This is a genomic window from Rhizobium sp. CB2179 (assembly GCF_057653455.1).
The window spans coordinates 3,510,191-3,530,702 of the sequence record NZ_CM172781.1 but is presented as its reverse complement, the minus strand read 5'-3'; the positions used below and the strand labels follow the sequence as shown (position 1 = coordinate 3,530,702).

Sequence of the window (20,512 nt, the reverse complement as noted above, 5' to 3'; positions counted from 1 at the left end):
GCCGTTTGCGGAGGAAGACATGGATCTCGGATTGAAGGGAAAGATTGCCGTCATAACAGGTGCGTCGGTCGGCATCGGGCTGGCAATCGCCGAGGGGCTGGCGGCTGAGGGCGCCGACCTCGTGCTGGCAGCGCGCGGCGGTGAGCGGCTCGAGGCGGAAGCCGCCCGTATCGCCGAGACGTACGGCGTCAGCGCCACCGCTGTCGCGGCCGATGTGGCGACGGTTGCGGGAACCGAGGCGATCATTACGGCGGCGGCCGAAAAAGGCGGCGCCGATATCCTCATCAACAATGCCGGCACCGGCTCGAACGAGACGGTGATGGAGGCGCCCGACGAGAAGTGGCAGGACTATTGGGACTTGCATGTGATGGCCGCCGTGCGGCTGGCGCGCGGCATCGCGCCGCAGATGAAGCAACGCGGCGGCGGTGTGATCCTGCACAATGCCTCGATCTGCGCCGTTCAGCCGCTCTGGTACGAGCCGATCTACAATGTCAGCAAGTCGGCGCTGATGATGTTTTCGAAGACGCTCTCGACCGAGCTCATCAAGGACAATATCCGCGTCAACTGCGTCAACGCCGGCTTGATCCTGACGCCCGACTGGATCAAGACCGCCAAACAATTGACGGCCGAGACCGGCGGCAACTGGGAAGGCTACCTGCAGAGCGTCGCCAACGAGCACGCCGCCTCCAAACGCTTCGGCACACCGGAAGAGCTGGCAAACGTCTTCGTCTTCCTGAGTTCGGAGCGCGCGAGCTATTGCATCGGCTCGACCTATTTCGTCGATGGCGGCATGCTGAAGACGATCTGACCGAGACTCCCGGCAGGGCGCGCGGCGGCCGGTCTTTCTCAAGGCTGCCGGGCGTTTCTGTGGACGTTGCCGATACAAGCTATAAATAATAGCTATTTTGTTGTATGTTCACGCTTTTGACGCTATTTGCCTGCTATTGGCAGGATAAATACTGCAATTTCTACAGGGCGACGACGATGCTGACGAAAAAGGGAAAATACGGGCTGAAGGCGCTGGTCGACCTGGCGCGACTGGCGCCGGGCGAGACTGCCTTCATCAATGACATCGCGGCCCGCAACAATATCCCGAAGAAGTTTCTCGATACGATCCTGCTGGAACTGCGCAATGTCGGCATCCTGCGTTCGAAGAAGGGACCGGGCGGCGGTTATTCTCTGTCGCGGCCGGCAACCGAAATTCGCATCGGCCATGTCATCCGCACGCTCGACGGACCCTTAGCGCCGATCCGCTGCGCCAGCCGTACGGCTTACGAGGCCTGCGACGACTGTGCCGATCCGGAAACCTGTCAGGTGCGGCGCTCGATGACCGATGTTCGGGACGCGATCGCCGCCATTCTCGACAATATGACCCTCGAGCAGTTCGTCGCCGATGGCGGCAGCATCGACGGCGCGAGGGAAGAATTCCCGATCTCCGCCGCCAGCTGATTAGGCGCCGCCGACCTTCGACATATATTCGCCTGCGGTATGCACCAGCTTTTCCCGCGGCAGCGATAGCGCGTGAATGCGGGCGTTGCGCCAATGGCGGTCGAGATTGAGGCCGATGCCGGCCGATGTTTCCCCTGCAAGTTCGAATAGCGCGTTTGCGGTGTCGAGTGCCGTTTCCCCGGCAAGGATCGCGGCCGCGGAGGCGGAAAAATGCGCGTCCACCATCGCGGCCTCCACAGGATTGACCTGGGCAATGTCGAGTTTGCGGCCAGCACGTTCCAAGGCTGCCGCCGCCATTTCGATACGGATGGCGCGTTCGCCGATCCCGGGGAGGACGCTGGTGCTGCGATCGCCAATTGCGATCATCAGGTCGCTCCATGCGGCCCGCGCGATGCCCAGGCTGACGCCGGCCTTGAGCAGCAGGCCGAGCGAGATGGCGGTCGAATGTCCGGACGAGGGGGCAGGGGCAATCGCATCGGCATTGACATGAAGCGTGCCGACGATCGCCGTCGCCGAGCCATTGGTGCGCTGGCCGAAGCCGTCCCAATCGTCGACCACCTGCACGCCTTCCTCAGCGCCTGCGAGGTAGAGCGTCACCGGGCGGCTGGGCGGAGCGGTGGCGGCAGCGGCGATCCAGTCAGCGAAGAGAATACCAGGTCCCTGCCGCGTGCGCCCGCTCAGTCGGTAGCCCGGACCTTCGGCGGTCAGTTCGGCCCCGTCGATGAAGGCGGCGCCCGCGAAGCGGTCACCGAGCAGCGCGCGGGCAAACAGCGATGCCTTCAAATCCTCGGCAGCCTGAGTGCGGAGCGTTTCCAGCGCAGAAAAATGACTTTCCAGCGCCTCGCCGATCGATGCATCGCCCTCGGCGATGATCGCAACGATTTCGGCGAGCAGGGCGTTCGACACGTCGAGCCCTTCATGGTCTGGCGGAACAGCGATTGCCGTCAGCCCCGATACCGACAGCGCGTCCAGTTCGGCAAAGGGCAGGATGCGGTTGATATCACGCTCGCTCGCCTGATGCCGGAATGCAGCGGCGAGGTCGCGGGCCGTGGATATCGCCTCCTCTTCGCTTTCGATGCGATGCGCGGGAGGCCTCAGGCTCTGATGAAACTGCGATACCGTTCCCATTGGCCACTCTTTTTCGACAGATACAGGAGTGAGGGATTGCCCCTCAAATGATAAGGCCGGTTTTTCTACAAAACCAGAATGGTTTGGATTTTCTTACCAGCTTGATTGCCTTGTCCTTTACTCTACTTACGGTGACGTGGGGCTTCCTTGATCGAGAAATATGATGAGCGACTCTCGTGCTCGCAGCAGCGAGGTTTCGAAAATGGCGCGCCAGCCGAGACCGCGCCTGACGCTGGATATTGCCGCTATCCCAACCTATGCGATCGGCGATATTCACGGTCGGTACGATCTGCTTGTGAAAGCCGAAGCGGCGATCCTGCGGGATGGCGCGCGGCTGCCCGGGCGAAAGCTGATCGTCACGCTCGGCGACTATATCGACCGTGGCCCTGAATCGGCACAGGTCATCACCCATCTGATGGAGCCTCCGCCTAATGGATTCGACCGCATCTGCCTTGCCGGCAATCACGAAGTTGCCATGCTCGACTATATCGATGGCTGGATCTCTTATGACGATTGGATGCAGATGGGGTCGGCGGAGTCGCTCAAATCCTATGGCCTCGATCCGGAGCATCTACCGCTGGTCTTTCCCTCCGGCGCGAAGCTTGATGCCTTCATCCGCCAATCGCTGCCGCGTACGCATATCGATTTCATGCGGGCGATGCCTGTCCTGCTGGAGACCCCGAGCGTGATTTTCGTTCATGCCGGCATCAATCCGAAGCTGCGGCTCAGTGAGCAGACGGACGAGGATCTGGTCATCATCCGCCAGCGGTTTCTCGAAAGCCGGGTGCCGTTGCCGAAACTCTGCGTTCACGGTCATACGCCGAACGATGAACCCGACATACGGCCGAGGCGGCTCAATCTCGATACGCGCGCCTATCGCAGCGGCAAACTCACCGTCGCCCGCTTGTGGCAGGGCAAGGTGCATCTGTTTTCGACCTGACTTCCGTTTCCCCGGCCGGTGGGGTCGTGTCAGACGACCCCTTGCTCAACCGGCTCCGTCTTCGCTGGCTCTACAGTAGCCGGCCGCTTGCGGCGCCAACCGCGCAGCACGACGTAAAAGACCGGCGTCAGAAACAGGCCAAAGATCGTCACGCCGAGCATGCCCGAGAAGACGGCGGTGCCGAGCGACTGGCGCATTTCGGCGCCGGGGCCGGTGGCGATGGCGAGCGGCAGAACACCGAAGATGAAGGCGAATGCCGTCATCAGGATCGGGCGCAGGCGAAGATGGCTGGCCTCGATGGCCGCCTCTACCGGCGATTTGCCCTCGTCTTCCGCCTGCCTGGCGAACTCGACAATCAGAATGGCGTTCTTGGCCGCAAGGCCGATCAGGACGATCAGGCCGATCTGCGTCAGGACATTGTTGTCCATCCCCCTCAGCGAGACCCCGATCAGCGCCGCGAGCACCGCAAGCGGGACGATGAGAATGATCGCGAGCGGCAGAACCCAGCTTTCATATTGCGCCGCCAGCGCCAGGAAGACGAAGACGACAGACAGGGCGAAGATGTAGATGGCGGTGTTGCCGGTGTGGGTCTCCTGATAGGCGAGCTCGGTCCATTCGAAGGTGGTGCCCTGCGGCAGGATCTTCGCTGCTAAGGCCTCCATCTTGGCGATGGCATCGCCCGTCGAGGTACCCGGCGACGGATTGCCCTGAAGCGGCACCGAGACGTACATGTTGTAGCGCTGGACAAGCGCCGGGCCGCTGGCATCCTGGATGTCCATCAAGGTTCCAAGCGGAACCAGCGCCCCGGTCGCCGACCGGACCTTCAGGGCGAGGATGTCTTCCCTGTCCATGCGGTACTGCCGGTCGGCCTGGGCGCGAACCTGGTAGACGCGGCCGAACGCATTGAAATCGTTCACATAGGCGACGCCGAGATTGATGGAAAGGGCGTTGAAGATATTGGGGATCGGCACATTCAGGAAACGCGCCTTGTCGCGGTCGATCGCCAGGAAGTATTGCGGGCTGGCATCCGAAAATGTCGTAAAGACGCCGGTCAGCCCCTCGGTCGTTGCCGCCGCACCCATCATCTGTCGGGCGAGGCCGAGCACGCGAGTCATATCGGCGTTTTCGAGATCGGAAATCTGCATCTTGAAGCCGCCGGAATTGCCGACGCCACGCACGGATGGCGGTGGAATGGCGATGATGAAGGCTTCCTGGATGCTTTGCAGCTTTCCGTAAAGCTCGCCGATGATCTTGTTGGCGTTCTCGCCGCCTTCTTCACGTTCGGCAAAGGATTTGAATGGGACGAAGACGACGCCGGCATTTGAGGCATTGGTGAACGTCGCCCCGCTGAAGCCGGCAAATTGCACGGCATTGCCGACGCCGGGCACGGTGCGGGCGATATCGCCCACCTGTTTGACGACGGCGTCGGTACGCGCGAGCGAGGCTCCATCAGGAAGCTGTATGACGATGATTGCGTAACCCTGGTCCATGGTCGGAATAAAGCCCGCGGGAACTTTCGTGCCCATATACCATGTCGCTCCGAGCAGGCAGACGAACGTGACCATCGCGGCAGTCAAGCCCACCCAACTGCTGACCAGATGCCGAACGGTCCATGAATAGCCGGAGCTTAGCCGATCGAATCCATGATTGAAGCCGTCCGCAAGCCCTCTCCCCAGACGGGATGCGACATTCATGCGTTTGGTTTCGTGGTCATGGGCTTTCAGCAATATGCCTGCGAGTGCGGGCGACAGTGTGAGCGAATTCAATGCGGAAATTGCAGTGGTGACGGAGATCGTCACCGCGAACTGCCTGTAGAACTGGCCAGAGATGCCTGGAATGAAGGCTGTCGGGACGAACACGGCGATCAGCACCAGCGAGATGGCGACGACGGCGGTTCCGACTTCGTCCATCGTGACATGGGACGCCTGCTTCGGCGTCATGCCGCGCGCCAGATTGCGCTCGACGTTTTCCACCACCACGATCGCGTCATCCACGACGATCCCGATCGCTAGGACAAGGCCGAACAAAGTGAGCATGTTGAGCGAGAAGCCGAAGGCGAGCAGAACGGCGAAGGTGCCGATCAGCGATACCGGGATGGCAATGATCGGTATGATTGCGGTTCGCCAGGATTGCAGGAAGACAAGAACGACGATCGCCACCAGGAGGGCCGCTTCTGCAATGGTTCTATAGACCTCGGTGATCGAATCCGAGATGAATTCGGTCGTGTCGTAGACGATACGATATTCCAGACCCGGCGGGAAATTCTGGGATATGTCCTTCATGAGCGTCTGGACTTGATGGGCCGTGTCCAGGGCGTTGGTTCCCGGCCGGGCGAAGATGCCGAGAGCAACGGCGGGATCGTTGTTGAGATAACTGTTGGTGACGTAATCCTGTGCGCCGAGTTCTATCCGGGCGACATCCTGCAGCTGCACGAGCCGGCCCGATGTCGTCGATTTCACAATGACATATCGGAACTCGCGCACGTCGGAGAAACGGCCGTCCGTTCGCACCGTATATTCGAATGCATTCTTGCCGGTGACGGGCGGGGCCCCGATCTTGCCGCCCGACACCTGGACGTTCTGATCTCTCAACGCGGAGACGACGTCATCGGATGTCATCCCGTAAGCGGAGAGCTTTTCCGGATCCAGCCAGATTCGCATCGAATACTGGCGTTCGCCAAAAATCTGCACGTCGCCGACGCCGTCAAGGCGCACGAGAACGTCGCGGATGCGGTTGCGGGCGTAATTCGAGACGTAAAGCTGGTCATAGCGGTGCGATGGCGAAAGCAGGTGCACCACCATCATCAGATCCGGCGAGCTTTTGTCGGTGGTCACGCCAAGCCGCTGGACTTCCTCGGGAAGACGGGGAAGGGCGATGGAAACGCGGTTCTGGACGAGCACCTGGACCTTGTCGAGATCGGTGCCGAGCTTGAAGGTGATCGTCAGCGACATGGCGCCGTCGGCGCTGGAGTAAGAAGACATATAAAGCATGTCCTCGACGCCGTTGATCTGTTGTTCGAGCGGCGTCGAAACGGTGTCGGCGATCGTCTGCGGGTCGGCACCCGGATAGGAGGTGCGCACGACGATGGTCGGCGGCGCTATCTCCGGATACTGCGATACCGGCAATTGCGTGTAGGCAATGCTACCGACGACGAGAAAAAGGATCGAGATGACGGCCGCAAAGATCGGCCGGTCCACGAAAAAATGAGCAAATCTCATTGTCCGCTCTCCGCGCCGGCAGTTTCCGGCGGAGCGTCCTGCCGCTCCTGCGGCAGTTCGGTCATCTGAGGCGTGATCTTTGCGCCCGGCCGGGCGCGCATCAGGCCGTTGACGATGATCGTCTCGGTGCCATCAAGACCCTCGCGTATGACGCGGTAGCCGTAGAGGCGCGGTCCGGGCCTTACCGGCTTGGTCGAAACCGTGCCGTCTTCGGCGACGACATAAACGACGCGCTCATTCTGGTCCGAGCCGATGGCCTCGTCGGGGACGAGAATGGCCTGGTAGGTGTTGGAGGCTTCGACCTGTATGCGACCGAACAGGCCGGGCTGAAGGACGAGATCAGGGTTGGGGAAGCGGGCACGCAGACGAATGGTGCCACTCTCATTGTCGACCCGGTTCTCGGCGAAATCGAGCTTTCCCTTGAACGGTTTGGCACTGGGATCCGAGATCGTGACGGACACATCCAGTCCGCCACCGCCCTGCTGGAGATCCTTGCCCAGTTTGCGCGCCGTGTCGGCGAAATTCAGCAGCCGGCGCTCGTCGACGTCGAAATAGAAATCGATCGGATCGAGCGAAACGATCGTCGTCAGCACAGTCTGGTCGGTCTGCACGAGGTTGCCGGCCGAGATCAGCCGGCGGTCGATGCGGCCGCTGAGGGGCGCCTTGATCTCGGTATATTCCATGTCGAGAGAGGCGCGGTCGGCTGCGGCCTGTGCGCCGCGGACATTGGCCTCGGCCGAATCGAATTCGCGGCGGCGATCATCCAGCGTCTGGGCTGACTGGCTGCCGCTCGAAGTTAGCGATTGCGTGCGCTTATATTGCGCGTCGGCAAAGACCAGGGCGGATTGCGCCGATTCGAGTGTGGCCTTTGCCTGATTGAGCGCGGTTACGAACGGCCGCTGATCGATGACGAAGAGCAGGTCGCCCTGCTTGACCAATGCGCCGTCCTGGAAATGAATTTCCTGCAGGTAACCACCGACGCGCGAGCGAACCGAGACCTCGTCGACCGGCTCGAAGCGGCCGATGAACTCGTCGCTGTCGACGACATCGCGAACGACCGGCTTGGCAACGGTGACGGGCGGGGGTGGTGGGGCGCTCTGGGCCAGTGCGGGGAGAGGCATGAATGCGGCAATACAGCCAAGCACCACCATCTGTCGAAGCGCGTAAGTCATACCGGTCCTCCAATCTCGACGGCCGATTCACTGCCGCCAACCTCAAGATGAAGTGATGCTGTTCATGTCTTGCTGCTTTGAACGAGGGCCTCTGCCCCCATGATTCCCCCGGCGTTCAATCCCTTGGAAAAGGAAGGCCGGCACGCAATGCACATCCGAAAAATCGTAACCCTATGGAATTGGACTATAAACGGCAGCGGCGAAAAATTGCAAATGCCAATTGGTAACGGTTCCGGAATCCATCAAAACTTCACAGAAGGCATCAGCTCTCGACGATCTCGTCTCTGCCGGGCGGCAGGGCGGCGAGTTCGGCCCAGTCGAGCTCCTGTTCCAGCATGTGAAAGACATCGTCGTCGATCTCGTCGGCGCGGCGCATCGCCGCCAGTCTGCGGCGTTTGGCGACGATGACGTTGCGGCGCTGCTTGTCGAGCCTGCTGACCTCGCGCGGGTGTTTCCCGTCAGCGGTGATTTCGCGTTCGGAAGTGTAGACGTCGCGCAGGATGCGAGTGGATTTGTCCTCGCCGCCGGCGAGTTCGGCAAGGGCCGCATCGATCAACGTGACGCGGGCCCTGGCGAGGTCGCGATCCAGGGAGGTGTCCGGATCGAATTTCAGGAAACGGATCAGCGGCCCGAGCGTCAGGCCCTGGACAATGAGCGTGCCGAGAACGACGGCGAGCGCGCAGAGCAGGATGATGTCGCGATCGGGGAAGTCGATCGGCAAAGCGAGCGCGGTCGCCAGCGTGACGAGGCCGCGCATGCCGCACCAGCCGGCAAGCAGGCTGGTCGCGAAGGTCGGAACGGCTTGTGTCGTGCGTCCGCGCGCGGCGAGAAAGTTGATGACGCGGTTATAGAAGAGCACCCAGGCCAGGCGGACGACGATGACGGTGACGAAGACCATGGCGGCGAAAGTGATCGCGAAATTCAGACGGCCGGGATCGAGGTCGAGGACGATCTGACGGGCCTGTAGTCCCATCAGCAGGAAAGCGAGCACGTTGAGCAGAAAGACTGCGGCTTCCCAGACCGAATAGGAATGAATGCGGTGGCGGGCCGTCTGCCGCTCGGGCATGTAGCGGGCAATCACCATCGCATAGACGACGATCGCCAGAATTGCCGAAAGGTGCAGCCGCTCGGCGATGATCCAGGTGCCGAAGGTGGCGACGAATTCGAGCAGGGTGCCGCCGAGCGTGCCGGCAAGCCTCAGGCCGACGACCATGTAGAGACGGCCCATGAGATAGCCGAGGATGAGGCCGCCAGGCACGGCGAGCGCCAGCTCCGCCAGGGCGCCGGCGAAGAAGGCGGGACTTGCGGCGGCTGCCACCGCAGCGCTGAAGATCAGTAGCGCCACGGCGTCGTTCAGGAGGCTTTCACCCTTCAGGATCACATAGGTTTGGTGCGGCAGGGTGAAGCGGTCGAGCATGGCGGTCGCGGCTGCCGCATCCGGCGGCGCGACGATGGCGCCGAGTGCCACGGCTGCGGCAAGCGGCAGGCCGGCCATCGTCACGCTGACGGTGGCGACGGCTGCAGCCGTCAGGATCACGGCAATGGCGGCGAGCGAGAATAACGGCAGCCAGTTGCGCCTCAACGTCCTCGGCGGCAGATCATAGGCGGCGTCGAAGAGAACGGGCGCGATCAGCAGCGCCAGCGCCAGCTCGGGATCGATCGCGACCTCCGGCGCCCAGGGCACGGCCGCGACGATGACGCCGGCGATCGCCAGCATTGTCGGATAAGGGATCCGGAACTTCCTGGAGAATTGCAGAAAGACGATCGCCACGAGCAGCAGCGTCAGCATGCTTTCGAAGAACGCCATAGAGCTCCCCAATGCGCACCTCCGGCGGAGGCTGTTCCTGCCGCAGAATTAGGGCGGAACTCGGCTGCGGCTACTGGCTGGTGCTTGTAAACGGCGGAAGGAGAAACGGTAGGATATGCTTGGCCCGGTCTGCGGCATTTTAGCCGACATTGCTGAATCTGCCGTGCAGGCCCTTGTGCAGTGCACATGCTCAATATATCTACCGATATTATAAGGATGCTTATAAATAACGGTCATAGGTTTTCATGAACGCCACTCCGACCCTCGGTTTCCTTCTCCACGACGTCGCACGGCTGCTGCGCAAGCGGTTCGAGCAGCGCGCGAAGTGCCTTGGGCTGACCCGGTCGCAATGGCAGACGCTTGCCTATCTCTCGAACAATGAAGGCATCCATCAGGGCGGCCTTGCCGAAATCCTGGAAGTCGAGCCGATCACGCTGGTGCGCATTCTCGACAAGCTCGCCGAGCGCGGGCTGATCGAGCGCCGCCAGCACCCGACCGACCGGCGCATCTGGCTGCTCTATATGCGCGACGAGGCGCACCCGTTGCTCGCCGAAATGCGCGAGCTCGGCGACACCACCCGCGCAGAAGCGTTGCAAGGCGTTTCGGCCGAGCAGCGCGAGCTGCTTTTCCACATCCTATCCGTAATGAAGACGAACCTGGTTCAGGCATGCCGGAGCCCGGTTGACGAAAATGAGACGAACGATGGCTGATCAATCCCCCCTCCGCGTCGTTGCCGACGCCAATACCAAGACCAAGACCAAGACTCCTGTCGAAGGAAACGAAGCGAAACAGCAGGAAACGGTAGCCGAAGCGCCTTCATCCAATTCAGCGCCGGCTGCCGCCGTGGCTGCGCCTGGCGGCAACAAGGTCCGCCGCCGGCGCAGTCTCACGCGGCCGATCCTGTTTGCCCTGCTGCCGGTGGCGCTCGTCGTCGGCGGTTATTATTACGTCAATGGCGGCCAGGTGATGTCGACCGACAACGCCTATATCCAGGCCGATATGGTCGGGCTTACCACCGATGTCTCGGGCATCGTCGACCAGATCAACGTGCATGAGAACGAGGCGGTCAAGACGGGGCAGGTGCTCTTCAGCCTGCGGTCGGATTCTTTCAAGATCGCGCTCGATGGCGCCAAGGCGCAGCTCGGCGCGCAGCGCAACCAGATCATGAATCTCAAGGCCAGCTATCAGCAGTCGCTTGCCGAGATCACGCAGGCGCAAGCCGATCTGCCTTATTATCAGGATCAGTTTGACCGGCAGCAAAACCTTGTCAACAACGGCAGCGCGACGCAGTCGGCCTATGACGAAGCCAAGCACAATCTGGAAGCCGCGCAGCAGAAGGTGACCGTCGCCAAGGCGGAAGCCGCAACGACGCTCGCCCAGCTCGGCGGCAATGCCGACCAGCCGGCCGAGGAAAACCCTCTCTACCTGCAGGCCAAGTCGAATGTCGACAATGCCCAGCGCGAACTCGACCACAGCGTCGTCAAGGCGCCGTTCGACGGCATCGTCACCAATGTCAACGCGCTGCAGGTCGGCTCTTATCTGCAGGCTTCGCAGCAAGCCTTCTCGCTTGTTGCCACCGACCATCTGTGGATCGCCGCCAGCCCGAAGGAAACCGAACTCACCTATGTCAAGCCCGGCCAGACGGCCGAGATCTATATCGACACCTATCCCGGCGTGACATGGAAGGGCAAGGTCGAGAGCATCAGCCCGGCCTCCGGCTCCAGCTTCTCGCTGCTGCCGGCGCAAAACACCACGGGCAACTGGGTGAAGGTCGTGCAGCGCATTCCGATGCGCGTCAGCATCGAGGACACCGAAGGCAAGCCGCCGCTACGTGTCGGCATGAGTACGGTGGTCGATGTCGAGACCGGCCATGCCCGCGGCCTGCCTGATTTCGTCAACAAGCTTCTGGGTCGGCCTCAGGGCAAGGATCATGAGTAACGCTTCCGCTTCTCCGGTGACGCCGATTGCCAATCGCGGTGCGATCACGGCCTGCGTCATTCTCGCCGTCATCATGCAGGCGCTGGACACGACGATCGCCAACGTGGCGCTGCCCTATATCCAGGGCAGCGTGTCGGCCTCTGCCGACCAGATCAACTGGGTGCTGACTTCCTATATCGTCGCGGCGGCAATCATGACGCCGCCGTCGGGCTTTCTCGCCGCCAAGTTCGGCCGCAAACGCGTGCTGCTCGTCGCCATTGCCGGCTTCGTGGCGGCCTCCGTTCTCTGCGGCCTGGCGCAATCGCTAAACCAGATCGTCGCCTTCCGCCTGCTGCAGGGCCTGTTTGGGGCATCGCTGGTGCCGCTTTCCCAGGGCATCCTCCTCGACATCTACACGGTCGAGGAGCGCGGCTCGGCGATGGCCCTTTTCGGCGTCTCGGTCATGGTCGGGCCGGTGCTTGGGCCTGTCATCGGCGGCTGGCTGACCGACAATATCAGCTGGCGCTGGGTGTTTTATATCAACGTGCCGATCGGCGCGCTGGCCTTCATGGGCATCGTCGTCTACGTCACTGAGACCAAGAGGGATCTGCTCGCCAAACTGGACTGGTTCGGCTTCGGGATGATGAGCCTCGGCATCGCCGCGCTGCAGCTCTTCCTCGACCGCGGCGAACAGCTCGACTGGTTCTCTTCCGGTGAGATCATGCTCGAGGCGTTGATCTGCGCCTCAGCCTTCTATCTGCTGATCGTGCATACGCTGACGGCGGAGAAATCCTTCGTGAACCCGAAGCTGTTCCTCGATCAAAACTTCTCGATCAGCATGATCTTCATCTTCGTGGTCGGCATTACCTATCTCGCCTCACTGGCGCTGATGACGCCCTATCTGCAGACGCTGATGGGCTATCCCGTTATCACAGCCGGCATCGTCATGGGGCCGCGCGGGCTCGGCACCATGCTCTGCATGTTCATCGTCGGGCGGCTGGTCGGCAAGGTCGATACGCGCGCGTTGCTGGCGCTCGGCCTGGGGCTCACCGCATGGGCGATGTATGACATGACCGGCTGGACACCCGACGTCTCGCAATGGACGATCGTCTCGGTCGGCTTCATCCAGGGCGCCGGCCTCGGCTTTCTGTTCGTGCCGCTGACGACGATCGCTTTTTCCACGCTGCCCGCCCATATGCGCGGCGACGGCACCGGTCTCTACAACCTGTCGCGAAACATCGGCTCGGCGGTCGGCATCTCGATCGTCTCGGCGCTGATCGTCGAGAACACGCAGAGCAATCATGAATCGATCGCGGCCTATGTGACGCCGTTTAACCACGCCTTCAATGCGGTGGCGGCGCAGGGGCTGAGCCCGGTGACGGCGGCCGGCCGTGCTTCGCTCAACGAGATCATCACGCTGCAAGCGACGATCATCGCCTACATGGACGATTTCAAGCTGCTGATGCTGATGTCGCTTGCGGTCATTCCGCTGGTGCTGCTGCTGCGCAAGCCGAAGGCAGCACCCGCCGTCGACCACAGCGCCGTCATGGAATGAACTCCAGATTCGCGCAATTCCGGACGAAAAACCGCTTCGCACTTTTCCTGGAATTTTGTTATAAATTAAATAGTTGGAGCATGATGTCGCCCGAAAACCGCTTACACTTTTCGGCATCATGCTCTAGCGAAACGGCTTGCTGAGATAACGCGATCCCTGAACGCCGAAGCGCCATGGTGCTTCGGCATTTTTCGTGATGCCGATGCGTTTTCCCGAGACGATCGGCACCGGGGCCGACGGCGCGATCGCATAGGGCGGGCGGTCGAGCAACTGGTCATTGATCCCGATATCGATGCCGAGCGCCTGGCAGAGCTTGCCGGGGCCGCTGCAGAGCGACGTCAGCATATCAGTGCCGCGCCGCTCCATCATCCGAGGGATTCCCGTTTCCGGCTCCAGGGCGCGGATGAGTGCAGCCGAGCCCGGATGGCAGACGAAATTCAGGCACCAGTACATGCCGTAAATGCGGTAGATGTAGACATTGCCCGGCTTGCCGTACATGGCGCCATTGCGCTTGGTCGGGCCGCGGAAGCTGTGCGAGGCCTCGTCATCCGGGAAATAGGCTTCGGTCTCGGTGATGCGCCCACCGACGCCGTCCACGGTCAGCTGGCAGCCGAGCAGGTCGCGAGAGACGGTGATCGCATCGCGCTCGAAAAATTTCCGGAGGCTTTCGCCCGTAAGGGGGCCGGCGCCGACCGCGCCTGATATCGTTCCACCGTCGGTCATATCAGACGCAGATAACATTCAGCGCGCTCGCCGTCATCCCGAAACCGTTTCATGCGTTTGCGCGATAGGGATCAGCGGCCGGCATTCGGATCGCGCATCGGGATCGAGGATGATGTGACCGAGACCGGGTCGCTCGCCGGGAAGGAATCTTCCAGGCCCTCTTCCAGCTCTTCTTCGAGCAAAGCAGGATCCTTGCTGCGCGCGCCGTCGCCATGGGCAGGTTCGATCGCTGCGGCAAGCAGGGCCTTGGCACGCAAGACGGCGTTTTCCGACGTCAGCTCAGGCGTGCTGCGCAGCGTCACGGCAATGCTGTCTTCGCCTTCGCCGCCGAATTCGACGACGAAGCCGTCTTCCGTCTGGTAGACGGTGATATCGTTGAGTGCCATGGCCGTTCTCCAAGGGCGCTCATATTAGCAAGGCGCGTTTTAGTGAAGCGCGTTTTCGGAATTTTGTCGAGCGAAGACCTTCACCAGCCAGTCGATGAAGACGCGCACGCGCGGCGAAAGCTGGCGGTTGCGGGGGTAGAGCAGGGAAACCGGTGTCGGAGTCAGCGGAAAATCCTGCAATACATGGATCAGCGTTCCCTCGGCCAGGTCTTTTTCAGCGTGATAGCGCGGGATCTGAATCATGCCGAGGCCCATCCTCGCCGCTGAAATATAGCTTTCGGCGGCGTTGACCGCGACGGTAGCGGGAATGGAAACGTCACGCACCGTGCCGTCGACGATGAATTCGAGCGGCAGCAGGCTGCCCGTGCTGCTTGAACGGAAGCCGATCATACGATGGCCGGCAAGCCGGTCGGGATGCTGGGGCAGGCCACGGGTGGTGATATAATCGGGAGAGGCGAGCGTGATCTCATCAAGCATGGCGACGCGCCGGGCGACCATGTCGCTGTCTTGCGGCGTGCCGACGCGCAGCACGCAATCGATGCCTTCGCGCACGAGATCGACTAGCCGGTCGCCCTCGCTCATGTAGAATTCAATCTCAGGATAGGTCTCCAGGAAGGACGGCAGGCTCGGCAGTACGAAATGGCGAGCGAGCGTGCCGTGTACGTCGACACGCAGCATGCCCTTCGGCTTGGCGCCGGCAAAGGCGCCTTCGGCATCCTCGATATCGGCAAGGATCGACAGGCAGCGTTGGTAATAGGCCTCGCCGTCAAGCGTCGGACTGACATGGCGTGTCGTCCGCTGGAGCAGGCGCACGCCGAGGCGGGCTTCGAGCTGCTTTATCGCGTCGGTGACGGTCGAGCGCGGCAGGCCTGTGTCTTCGGCGGCAAGCGTGAAGCTGCGGCGTTCCACAACACGGCAAAACACGCGCATGGCATCAAATCTGTCCATCTGTTTGTTCGTCAATCCCGGATAGTGATGCCGAATAATGCATGATTATCCGCAGAATGAACAGGTGTATCTTCTCCTCATCGAAAACGCGCTGCGGCGCAGGATGTAGGAGAAGGACAATGGCTTCCAACGAAAACGGCAAGGTGGCACTGGTCACCGGCGCTTCCCGCGGCATTGGAGCGGCAGTCGCCCGACGCCTCGCCAATGACGGTTTCACCGTCGTCATCAACTATTCCGGCAATGCCGCTCCGGCCGAGGAACTGGTAAAGGAGATCGAGCAGGCCGGCGGCAAGGCGCTGACGGCGAAAGCCGATGTCAGCGATGCCGAGGCCGTCCGCCGCATGTTCGATGCCGCGGAAACCGCCTTCGGCGGCGTCGACGTGCTGGTCAACAATGCCGGCATCATGATGCTCTCCCCGCTCGCCGAGGCCGATGACGCCAATTTCGATCGGCAGATCGGCGTCAATCTGAAGGGCACCTTCAATACGTTGCGCGAGGCAGCCAAGCGTCTGCGCGACGGCGGCCGGGTCGTCAACTTCTCGACCTCAGTCGTCGGCCTGAAGCTCGAAACCTACGGCGTCTATGCCGCGACCAAGGCTGCCGTGGAAACGCTGACGGCGATCATGGCCAAGGAGATGCGCGGCCGCGATATCACCGTCAACGCCGTCGCGCCTGGCCCAGTCGCCACCGAGCTTTTCCTCAACGGCAAGTCGGACGAACTCATCGCCCGCACGGCGAAAATGAACCCACTGGAACGCCTCGGCACACCGGAAGACATCGCTTCTGCGGTTGCCTTCCTCGCCGGCCCTGATGGTGGCTGGATCAACGGCCAGACGCTGCGCGCCAATGGTGGCGTGATCTGACGAGACCGGCGGCTTCCGGCCGCCGCTCATTCAAATTTTCATTCCTCAATCAGCCAATCGAATCCAGAAGGAATAGGACCATGAGCAAACAAGTCATCGTCATCACCGGCGCTTCCAGCGGTTTCGGCGCGCTCACCGCCCGCGCCCTCGCCAAGGCCGGCCATACCGTCTATGCCGGCATGCGCGCCACGGAAGGCCGCAACGCTCCGGCCATCGCCGATGCGGCTGAATTTGCCAGGAACAACAACGTCGATCTGCGCTCGGTCGAACTCGATGTCGCCTCCGACGCGTCGGTTGTATCAGGTATCGCCAGGATCATCGCCGATGCGGGCCGCCTCGATGTCATCATTCACAATGCCGGCCATATGTCCTTCGGCCCGGCCGAAGCCTTCACGCCGGAACAGTTCGCTGAGCTCTTCGACATCAACGTGCTCTCCACCCAGCGCGTCAACCGCGCGGCACTTCCGCATCTGCGCAGGCAAGGCAGGGGCCTGGTGGTCTGGGTATCGTCGTCGAGCAGCCGCGGCGGCACGCCTCCCTACCTCTCGCCCTATTTTGCCGCCAAGGCGGCGATGGATTCACTTGCCGTCTCCTATGCCGGCGAGCTGACCCGCTGGGGCATCGAGACCTCGATTATCGTGCCCGGCGCCTTCACCAAGGGCACCAACCATTTCGCCCATTCCGGTTCCCCTGATGATACCGCCCGCGCCGCCGAATACAATGAAGGACCCTACAAGGGCGTGCCGGAACAGGCGCTGCAGGGCCTGGCAGCGCTCGAACCTGCCGACGCCGATGCCGGCGCGGTTGCCGCGGCCATCGTCGATGTCGTCGGCAAGCCGTTTGGCACCCGGCCATTCCGCGTCCATATCGATCCGTCCGAGGACGGCGCCGAGATCGTCAACGGCGTCGCCGATCGTGTCCGGGCGGAATTGTTCCGCCGCATCGGCCTCGACGACCTGTTGAAGCCGGCCGTCGGGAATTAAACCTGGCCCAACCGCGGCGCGCGGGAACAACCGCGCGGGGAACCTGGGGCCAAGCCATCATCGCAATTATGTGAACGTGATTGCGGAATTTTTCCTTACAATCCTGCGGGGAGTGCGTATATCTGCCTTATCGCGAGAGAGTGGAATTCCCTGCCACTCTCTTTGCGAACCTCCAGAGCCTGCCGGGCCTTTGCTACGGTGCGACAGGCTTGATGTTCAGAGTTGTAGATTGCGGCCCGTCGAAGGTTTCCCCTGCCTTCCGGGCCGTATTTGTTTTAGCGCTCAGACGTCGTTCAGTCTCGCCTCGACTAGAAGCTTCACCAGCCAGTCGACGAAGACGCGCACCTTGTTGCTGAGATGGCGGTTCGGCGGGTAGACGACGTAAAGCGGCAGCGGATCGCGACGCCAATCCGGCAGCACGCGGACGAGTTCGCCCATTGCCATCGGCTCGCGCGCCATGAAGATCGGCACCTGCGCGATGCCGAGGCCCGTCAGCGCCGCCGTTAGATAGGTGCGGCTATCGTTGACCGAGGCGATGTAACGCGGGCTGGTCTCGATCACCTCGTTGTGCCTGCGGAATTCGAAGGGCAGCGTCCGGTTGTTCTGGGCGCGGAAATAGTTGACGGTGTAATGATCCGCCTCCAGATCCTCCGGCCGTTCGGGCATGCCGAATTTCTGGATGTAGCTCGGCGAAGCACAGGTGATCATCTCGACTTCGGAGACGCGCCGCGCAATCAGCGATTGGTCGGCCGGCGTGCCGGCCCGCAGCGCGCAATCGACATTTTCCGCAAGATAATCGACCGTGCGGTCGCCGACACCGAGGTCGATACGGATATCGGGATAACGCTGATAAAAATCGCAAAGTGCCGGAACGACGATCCAATCGGCGAAAGCGCCGGCCATCTCGACACGCAGCCGTCCGCTCGGCAGGCTCTGTGAATTAGAGAGGCTGCCATCGAGCTCCTCCAGTTCCGAAATGATCTGGGCGGCGCGTTCGTAATAAAGCGCGCCGTCCGTCGTCACCATGACCCGGCGCGTGGTCCGATTCAAAAGCTTGGTGCGCAAATGCGCTTCCAGGCCCTGGATGAGATTGGTCACCGTCGCCTTGGGCATGGCGAGCATGTCGGCGGCGCGGGTAAAATTGCCTGTCTCCACGACGCGGATGAAGACGCGCATTGCCGAAAGCTGATCCATCGGTTTCAATTCCGCAGTTTGCGTTGCACCATTGTTCGGGATCTGGAACAGTGTTATCGCGATATCGCTGCTTATTCCCTGAATGGAATAACAATATCTTTTTTGTACAAAATGCAAGCGGGCTCGCTCTGTCTGCTTGACACCGAAAGCGCAAAAGAGACCAGACCCATGACGGTGGAATTGAAAGATATGATGCTGGATAAGGTGGCCATCGGCCCCGTTTCCGCACGTATCTACATGGGCGCCGATTATGGCAAGGGTCCGCCGATCGTGCTTTACCTGCATGGCGGCGCGTTTCTGGATAGCGACACACACGTCGACCGGCCGGTGGCGATGAGCCTCGCCAAGGCCGGCGCTATCGTTGTTGCCGCCGATTACAGCAGCCTTTCCGGCAATCTATTTCCAAAGGCGCTGGAAGTTGCCTTCTCCGTTTTCACCTATCTCGCCAACAAACGCGCCGGTCTCGGTGACCGCAAGTCGCTGCTCTTCGTCGCCGGGGAAGAAGCGGGCGGCAATGTCGCCGCCGGCGTGGCGCTGAAGGCGCGCGACCAGATGCCGGATGCGCTCGACGGCCAGGTCCTGATTTCGCCGCTGCTCGATCCCTTCATGGGCACGTCCTCGATCCGCAAGGCCGAAGCCATCGGCATGCGCCAGCGCTGGACGGAGGGCTGGAGCCACTATCTAAGCGGCGGCGGTTGCCACCCTTACGCGGCGCCTTGCCTCTGTTCGCGTATTTCGGGCGTTGCGCCGGCGCTGATATTCACCGCGGAGGACGATCCTCTGCACGACGAGACAATTGGTTACGGTACCCGCCTGAAGCAGGCCGGTGTCGGTGTGCGCCAGCATGTCCTTCCCGCCGGGACGGGCTGGCCCTCGATTTATGGTGGGAAATCCGACGGAGCGCCCGACTGGCAGGAAAACGTCAGCCACCATTTCGGAAGCTTCCTTCGGGACGTAAGCGTTCAACCGCAATTGCATTGAAGAAGACCTGATATTTCGGCGGCCTTGAGCCGCAAGGAGAGTACCGATGACGTCCAGAAAGAAGCGCTGGGCCCTTGTGGGCGCCGGCATAGGCCTTATTGCGTCCGTTTCCGGCGCTGCATTGTTTTTCGAACTGCCGATGAGCACGACCGCTACGGCCGCTTCCGCCCCCGCACAGGCTCCCGCTGTGCCGGTGACGGTGGCCGTCGTTGCGGCGCACGACGTGACGGCTTGGGAAAGTTTCTCCGGCCGTCTGGAAGCCGTCGACCGGGTGCAGGTGCGTTCCCGTGTTGCCGGCGCCATCCTGTCGGTGGCTTTCCGCGAAGGGGCGCTGGTCAAGCAGGGCGACCTGCTCTTCACCATCGACCCGGCCCCCTACCAGGCGAGCGTGGCGCAGGCGCAAGGCCAGGTCGCTTCGGCCGAAGCCAAGGTCAGCTTGGCGCAGACCGAACTCGACCGCGGCCGCAGGCTTTCCGACAACCGCACCATCTCCCAGAGTGATCTCGATCAGCGCCAGAGTTCGCTGGCCGAGGCTCAGGCGGGGCTGCGTTCGGCGCAGGCTGCACTGCAGTCGGCCCAGCTCGATCTCGATTATACGCAGGTGCGAGCTCCGGTTTCCGGCCGCATCGGCAAGATCGAGGTGACCGCCGGTAATCTCGTCGCCGCCGGTTCGACCTCGCCGGCGCTGACGACGCTCGTTTCCGTCGATCCGATCTATGCGAGCTTCAATGCCAGCGAAGAGATGGTGACGCGCGCGCTTGCCCAGCTTCCGCAGACGGATAGCGCCCTGCCTGCCGTCGAGCAGATCCCGGTGGAGGTCGGCACGCTGACCGACAGCGGCACGCCGATCAAGGGCAAGCTGCAACTGATCGACAACGAGGTCGATGCATCAAGCGGAACGATCGGCGTGCGCGCCGTCTTCGACAATCCGGGCGGACGTCTCATCCCCGGTCAGTTCGTGCGGGTGCGCATGGGCCAGCCGAAGGCAGAGAACAAGATCGTCATCAGTGACCGCGCCGTCGGCACGGACCAGGACAAGAAGTTCGTCTTCGTCGTCGATGCTGAGAACAAGGTCGCCTATCGGCAGGTCCAGCTCGGCACACTGGCTGACGGTCAGCGGGTGGTCGAGGGCGGCCTGAACGTCGGCGAGAAGATCGTCGTCAACGGTCTGCAGCGCATCCGTCCAGGCGCAGTCGTCGCGCCTCAGATGGAAGAGAAGGTCGCGACCGCGCAGTAATGACTCTCGCC

18 protein-coding genes are annotated in these 20,512 nt (G+C 61.9%); 10 read left to right on the top strand and 8 right to left on the bottom strand.

The features are described 5' to 3' along the window. Positions 1 to 19 precede the first annotated feature (19 nt). Together AC244Q_RS17610 and AC244Q_RS17605 are read left to right on the top strand one after the other, a co-directional pair. Entirely contained in the window at positions 20 to 808 is a 789-nt protein-coding gene (locus tag AC244Q_RS17610) for an SDR family NAD(P)-dependent oxidoreductase (protein ID WP_017995001.1), read from the top strand. Between the two features lie 176 nt (positions 809 to 984). Then, complete coding sequence (locus AC244Q_RS17605; RefSeq protein ID WP_012758732.1) at positions 985 to 1,449, top strand: RrF2 family transcriptional regulator; 465 nt, start codon at positions 985 to 987, stop codon at positions 1,447 to 1,449. Here AC244Q_RS17605 and AC244Q_RS17600 read toward each other — a convergent pair whose 3' ends face one another. Beyond that, positions 1,450 to 2,577: an acyl-CoA dehydrogenase gene (locus AC244Q_RS17600; protein ID WP_113546046.1), complete on the bottom strand. Its 1,128-nt coding sequence runs from the start codon at positions 2,575 to 2,577 to the stop codon at positions 1,450 to 1,452. Between the two features lie 163 nt (positions 2,578 to 2,740). Between AC244Q_RS17600 and AC244Q_RS17595 the strand changes: the two genes are divergently transcribed. Then, entirely contained in the window at positions 2,741 to 3,517 is a 777-nt protein-coding gene (locus tag AC244Q_RS17595; RefSeq protein WP_206641088.1) for a metallophosphoesterase family protein, read from the top strand. Between the two features lie 29 nt (positions 3,518 to 3,546). Here AC244Q_RS17595 and AC244Q_RS17590 read toward each other — a convergent pair whose 3' ends face one another. From AC244Q_RS17590 to AC244Q_RS17580, 3 genes are all read right to left on the bottom strand, one after another. Beyond that, positions 3,547 to 6,735, bottom strand: a complete 3,189-nt coding sequence (locus AC244Q_RS17590; RefSeq protein ID WP_113546045.1) for an efflux RND transporter permease subunit — start codon at positions 6,733 to 6,735, stop codon at positions 3,547 to 3,549. Next, positions 6,732 to 7,907 (bottom strand): efflux RND transporter periplasmic adaptor subunit, encoded by a 1,176-nt coding sequence (locus AC244Q_RS17585; RefSeq protein ID WP_012758728.1) that lies wholly within the window; start codon positions 7,905 to 7,907, stop codon positions 6,732 to 6,734. The genes AC244Q_RS17590 and AC244Q_RS17585 overlap by 4 nt, the downstream gene beginning before the upstream one ends. 262 nt (positions 7,908 to 8,169) lie before the next feature. Beyond that, positions 8,170 to 9,714, bottom strand: coding sequence for a cation:proton antiporter (locus tag AC244Q_RS17580; RefSeq protein WP_113546044.1), 1,545 nt, complete (start codon positions 9,712 to 9,714; stop codon positions 8,170 to 8,172). A 245-nt stretch (positions 9,715 to 9,959) separates the two neighbouring features. Between AC244Q_RS17580 and AC244Q_RS17575 the strand changes: the two genes are divergently transcribed. Genes AC244Q_RS17575 through AC244Q_RS17565 form a run of 3 tightly spaced genes read left to right on the top strand, consistent with a single transcriptional unit; the run spans position 9,960 to position 13,186 of the window. Further along, positions 9,960 to 10,424, top strand: a complete 465-nt coding sequence (locus AC244Q_RS17575) for a MarR family winged helix-turn-helix transcriptional regulator (protein ID WP_012758726.1) — start codon at positions 9,960 to 9,962, stop codon at positions 10,422 to 10,424. Then, positions 10,417 to 11,652: an HlyD family secretion protein gene (locus tag AC244Q_RS17570; RefSeq protein ID WP_113546043.1), complete on the top strand. Its 1,236-nt coding sequence runs from the start codon at positions 10,417 to 10,419 to the stop codon at positions 11,650 to 11,652. The genes AC244Q_RS17575 and AC244Q_RS17570 overlap by 8 nt, the downstream gene beginning before the upstream one ends. Further along, complete coding sequence (locus tag AC244Q_RS17565; RefSeq protein WP_012758724.1) at positions 11,645 to 13,186, top strand: DHA2 family efflux MFS transporter permease subunit; 1,542 nt, start codon at positions 11,645 to 11,647, stop codon at positions 13,184 to 13,186. The genes AC244Q_RS17570 and AC244Q_RS17565 overlap by 8 nt, the downstream gene beginning before the upstream one ends. Positions 13,187 to 13,309: 123 nt before the next feature. Here the strand turns inward: AC244Q_RS17565 and AC244Q_RS17560 are convergent, their stop codons facing one another. Genes AC244Q_RS17560 through AC244Q_RS17550 form a run of 3 tightly spaced genes read right to left on the bottom strand, consistent with a single transcriptional unit; the run spans position 13,310 to position 15,243 of the window. Beyond that, the gene (locus AC244Q_RS17560) at positions 13,310 to 13,927 is read right to left on the bottom strand and encodes a DNA-3-methyladenine glycosylase (protein WP_113546042.1); all 618 of its coding nucleotides are present in this window, start codon (positions 13,925 to 13,927) and stop codon (positions 13,310 to 13,312) included. 53 nt (positions 13,928 to 13,980) lie between these two features. Next, positions 13,981 to 14,295 (bottom strand): hypothetical protein, encoded by a 315-nt coding sequence (locus tag AC244Q_RS17555; protein ID WP_012758722.1) that lies wholly within the window; start codon positions 14,293 to 14,295, stop codon positions 13,981 to 13,983. A 39-nt stretch (positions 14,296 to 14,334) separates the two neighbouring features. Then, positions 14,335 to 15,243 (bottom strand): LysR family transcriptional regulator, encoded by a 909-nt coding sequence (locus AC244Q_RS17550; RefSeq protein ID WP_113546041.1) that lies wholly within the window; start codon positions 15,241 to 15,243, stop codon positions 14,335 to 14,337. 119 nt (positions 15,244 to 15,362) lie between these two features. Here AC244Q_RS17550 and AC244Q_RS17545 point away from each other — a divergent pair, with 119 nt between their 5' ends. After that, complete coding sequence (locus AC244Q_RS17545; protein WP_113546040.1) at positions 15,363 to 16,106, top strand: SDR family oxidoreductase; 744 nt, start codon at positions 15,363 to 15,365, stop codon at positions 16,104 to 16,106. An 80-nt stretch (positions 16,107 to 16,186) separates the two neighbouring features. Then, positions 16,187 to 17,089: an SDR family oxidoreductase gene (locus AC244Q_RS17540; RefSeq protein ID WP_113546039.1), complete on the top strand. Its 903-nt coding sequence runs from the start codon at positions 16,187 to 16,189 to the stop codon at positions 17,087 to 17,089. A 282-nt stretch (positions 17,090 to 17,371) separates the two neighbouring features. Here AC244Q_RS17540 and AC244Q_RS17535 read toward each other — a convergent pair whose 3' ends face one another. After that, entirely contained in the window at positions 17,372 to 18,283 is a 912-nt protein-coding gene (locus AC244Q_RS17535) for a LysR family transcriptional regulator (protein ID WP_017994991.1), read from the bottom strand. A gap of 168 nt (positions 18,284 to 18,451) precedes the next feature. On the opposite strand from AC244Q_RS17535, the gene AC244Q_RS17530 reads away from it, so the two are divergent. Both AC244Q_RS17530 and AC244Q_RS17525 read left to right on the top strand, forming a co-directional pair. Further along, positions 18,452 to 19,264, top strand: a complete 813-nt coding sequence (locus AC244Q_RS17530; RefSeq protein WP_113546061.1) for an alpha/beta hydrolase fold domain-containing protein — start codon at positions 18,452 to 18,454, stop codon at positions 19,262 to 19,264. Between the two features lie 46 nt (positions 19,265 to 19,310). After that, the gene (locus AC244Q_RS17525) at positions 19,311 to 20,501 is read left to right on the top strand and encodes an efflux RND transporter periplasmic adaptor subunit (protein ID WP_017994989.1); all 1,191 of its coding nucleotides are present in this window, start codon (positions 19,311 to 19,313) and stop codon (positions 20,499 to 20,501) included. Positions 20,502 to 20,512 lie beyond the last annotated feature (11 nt).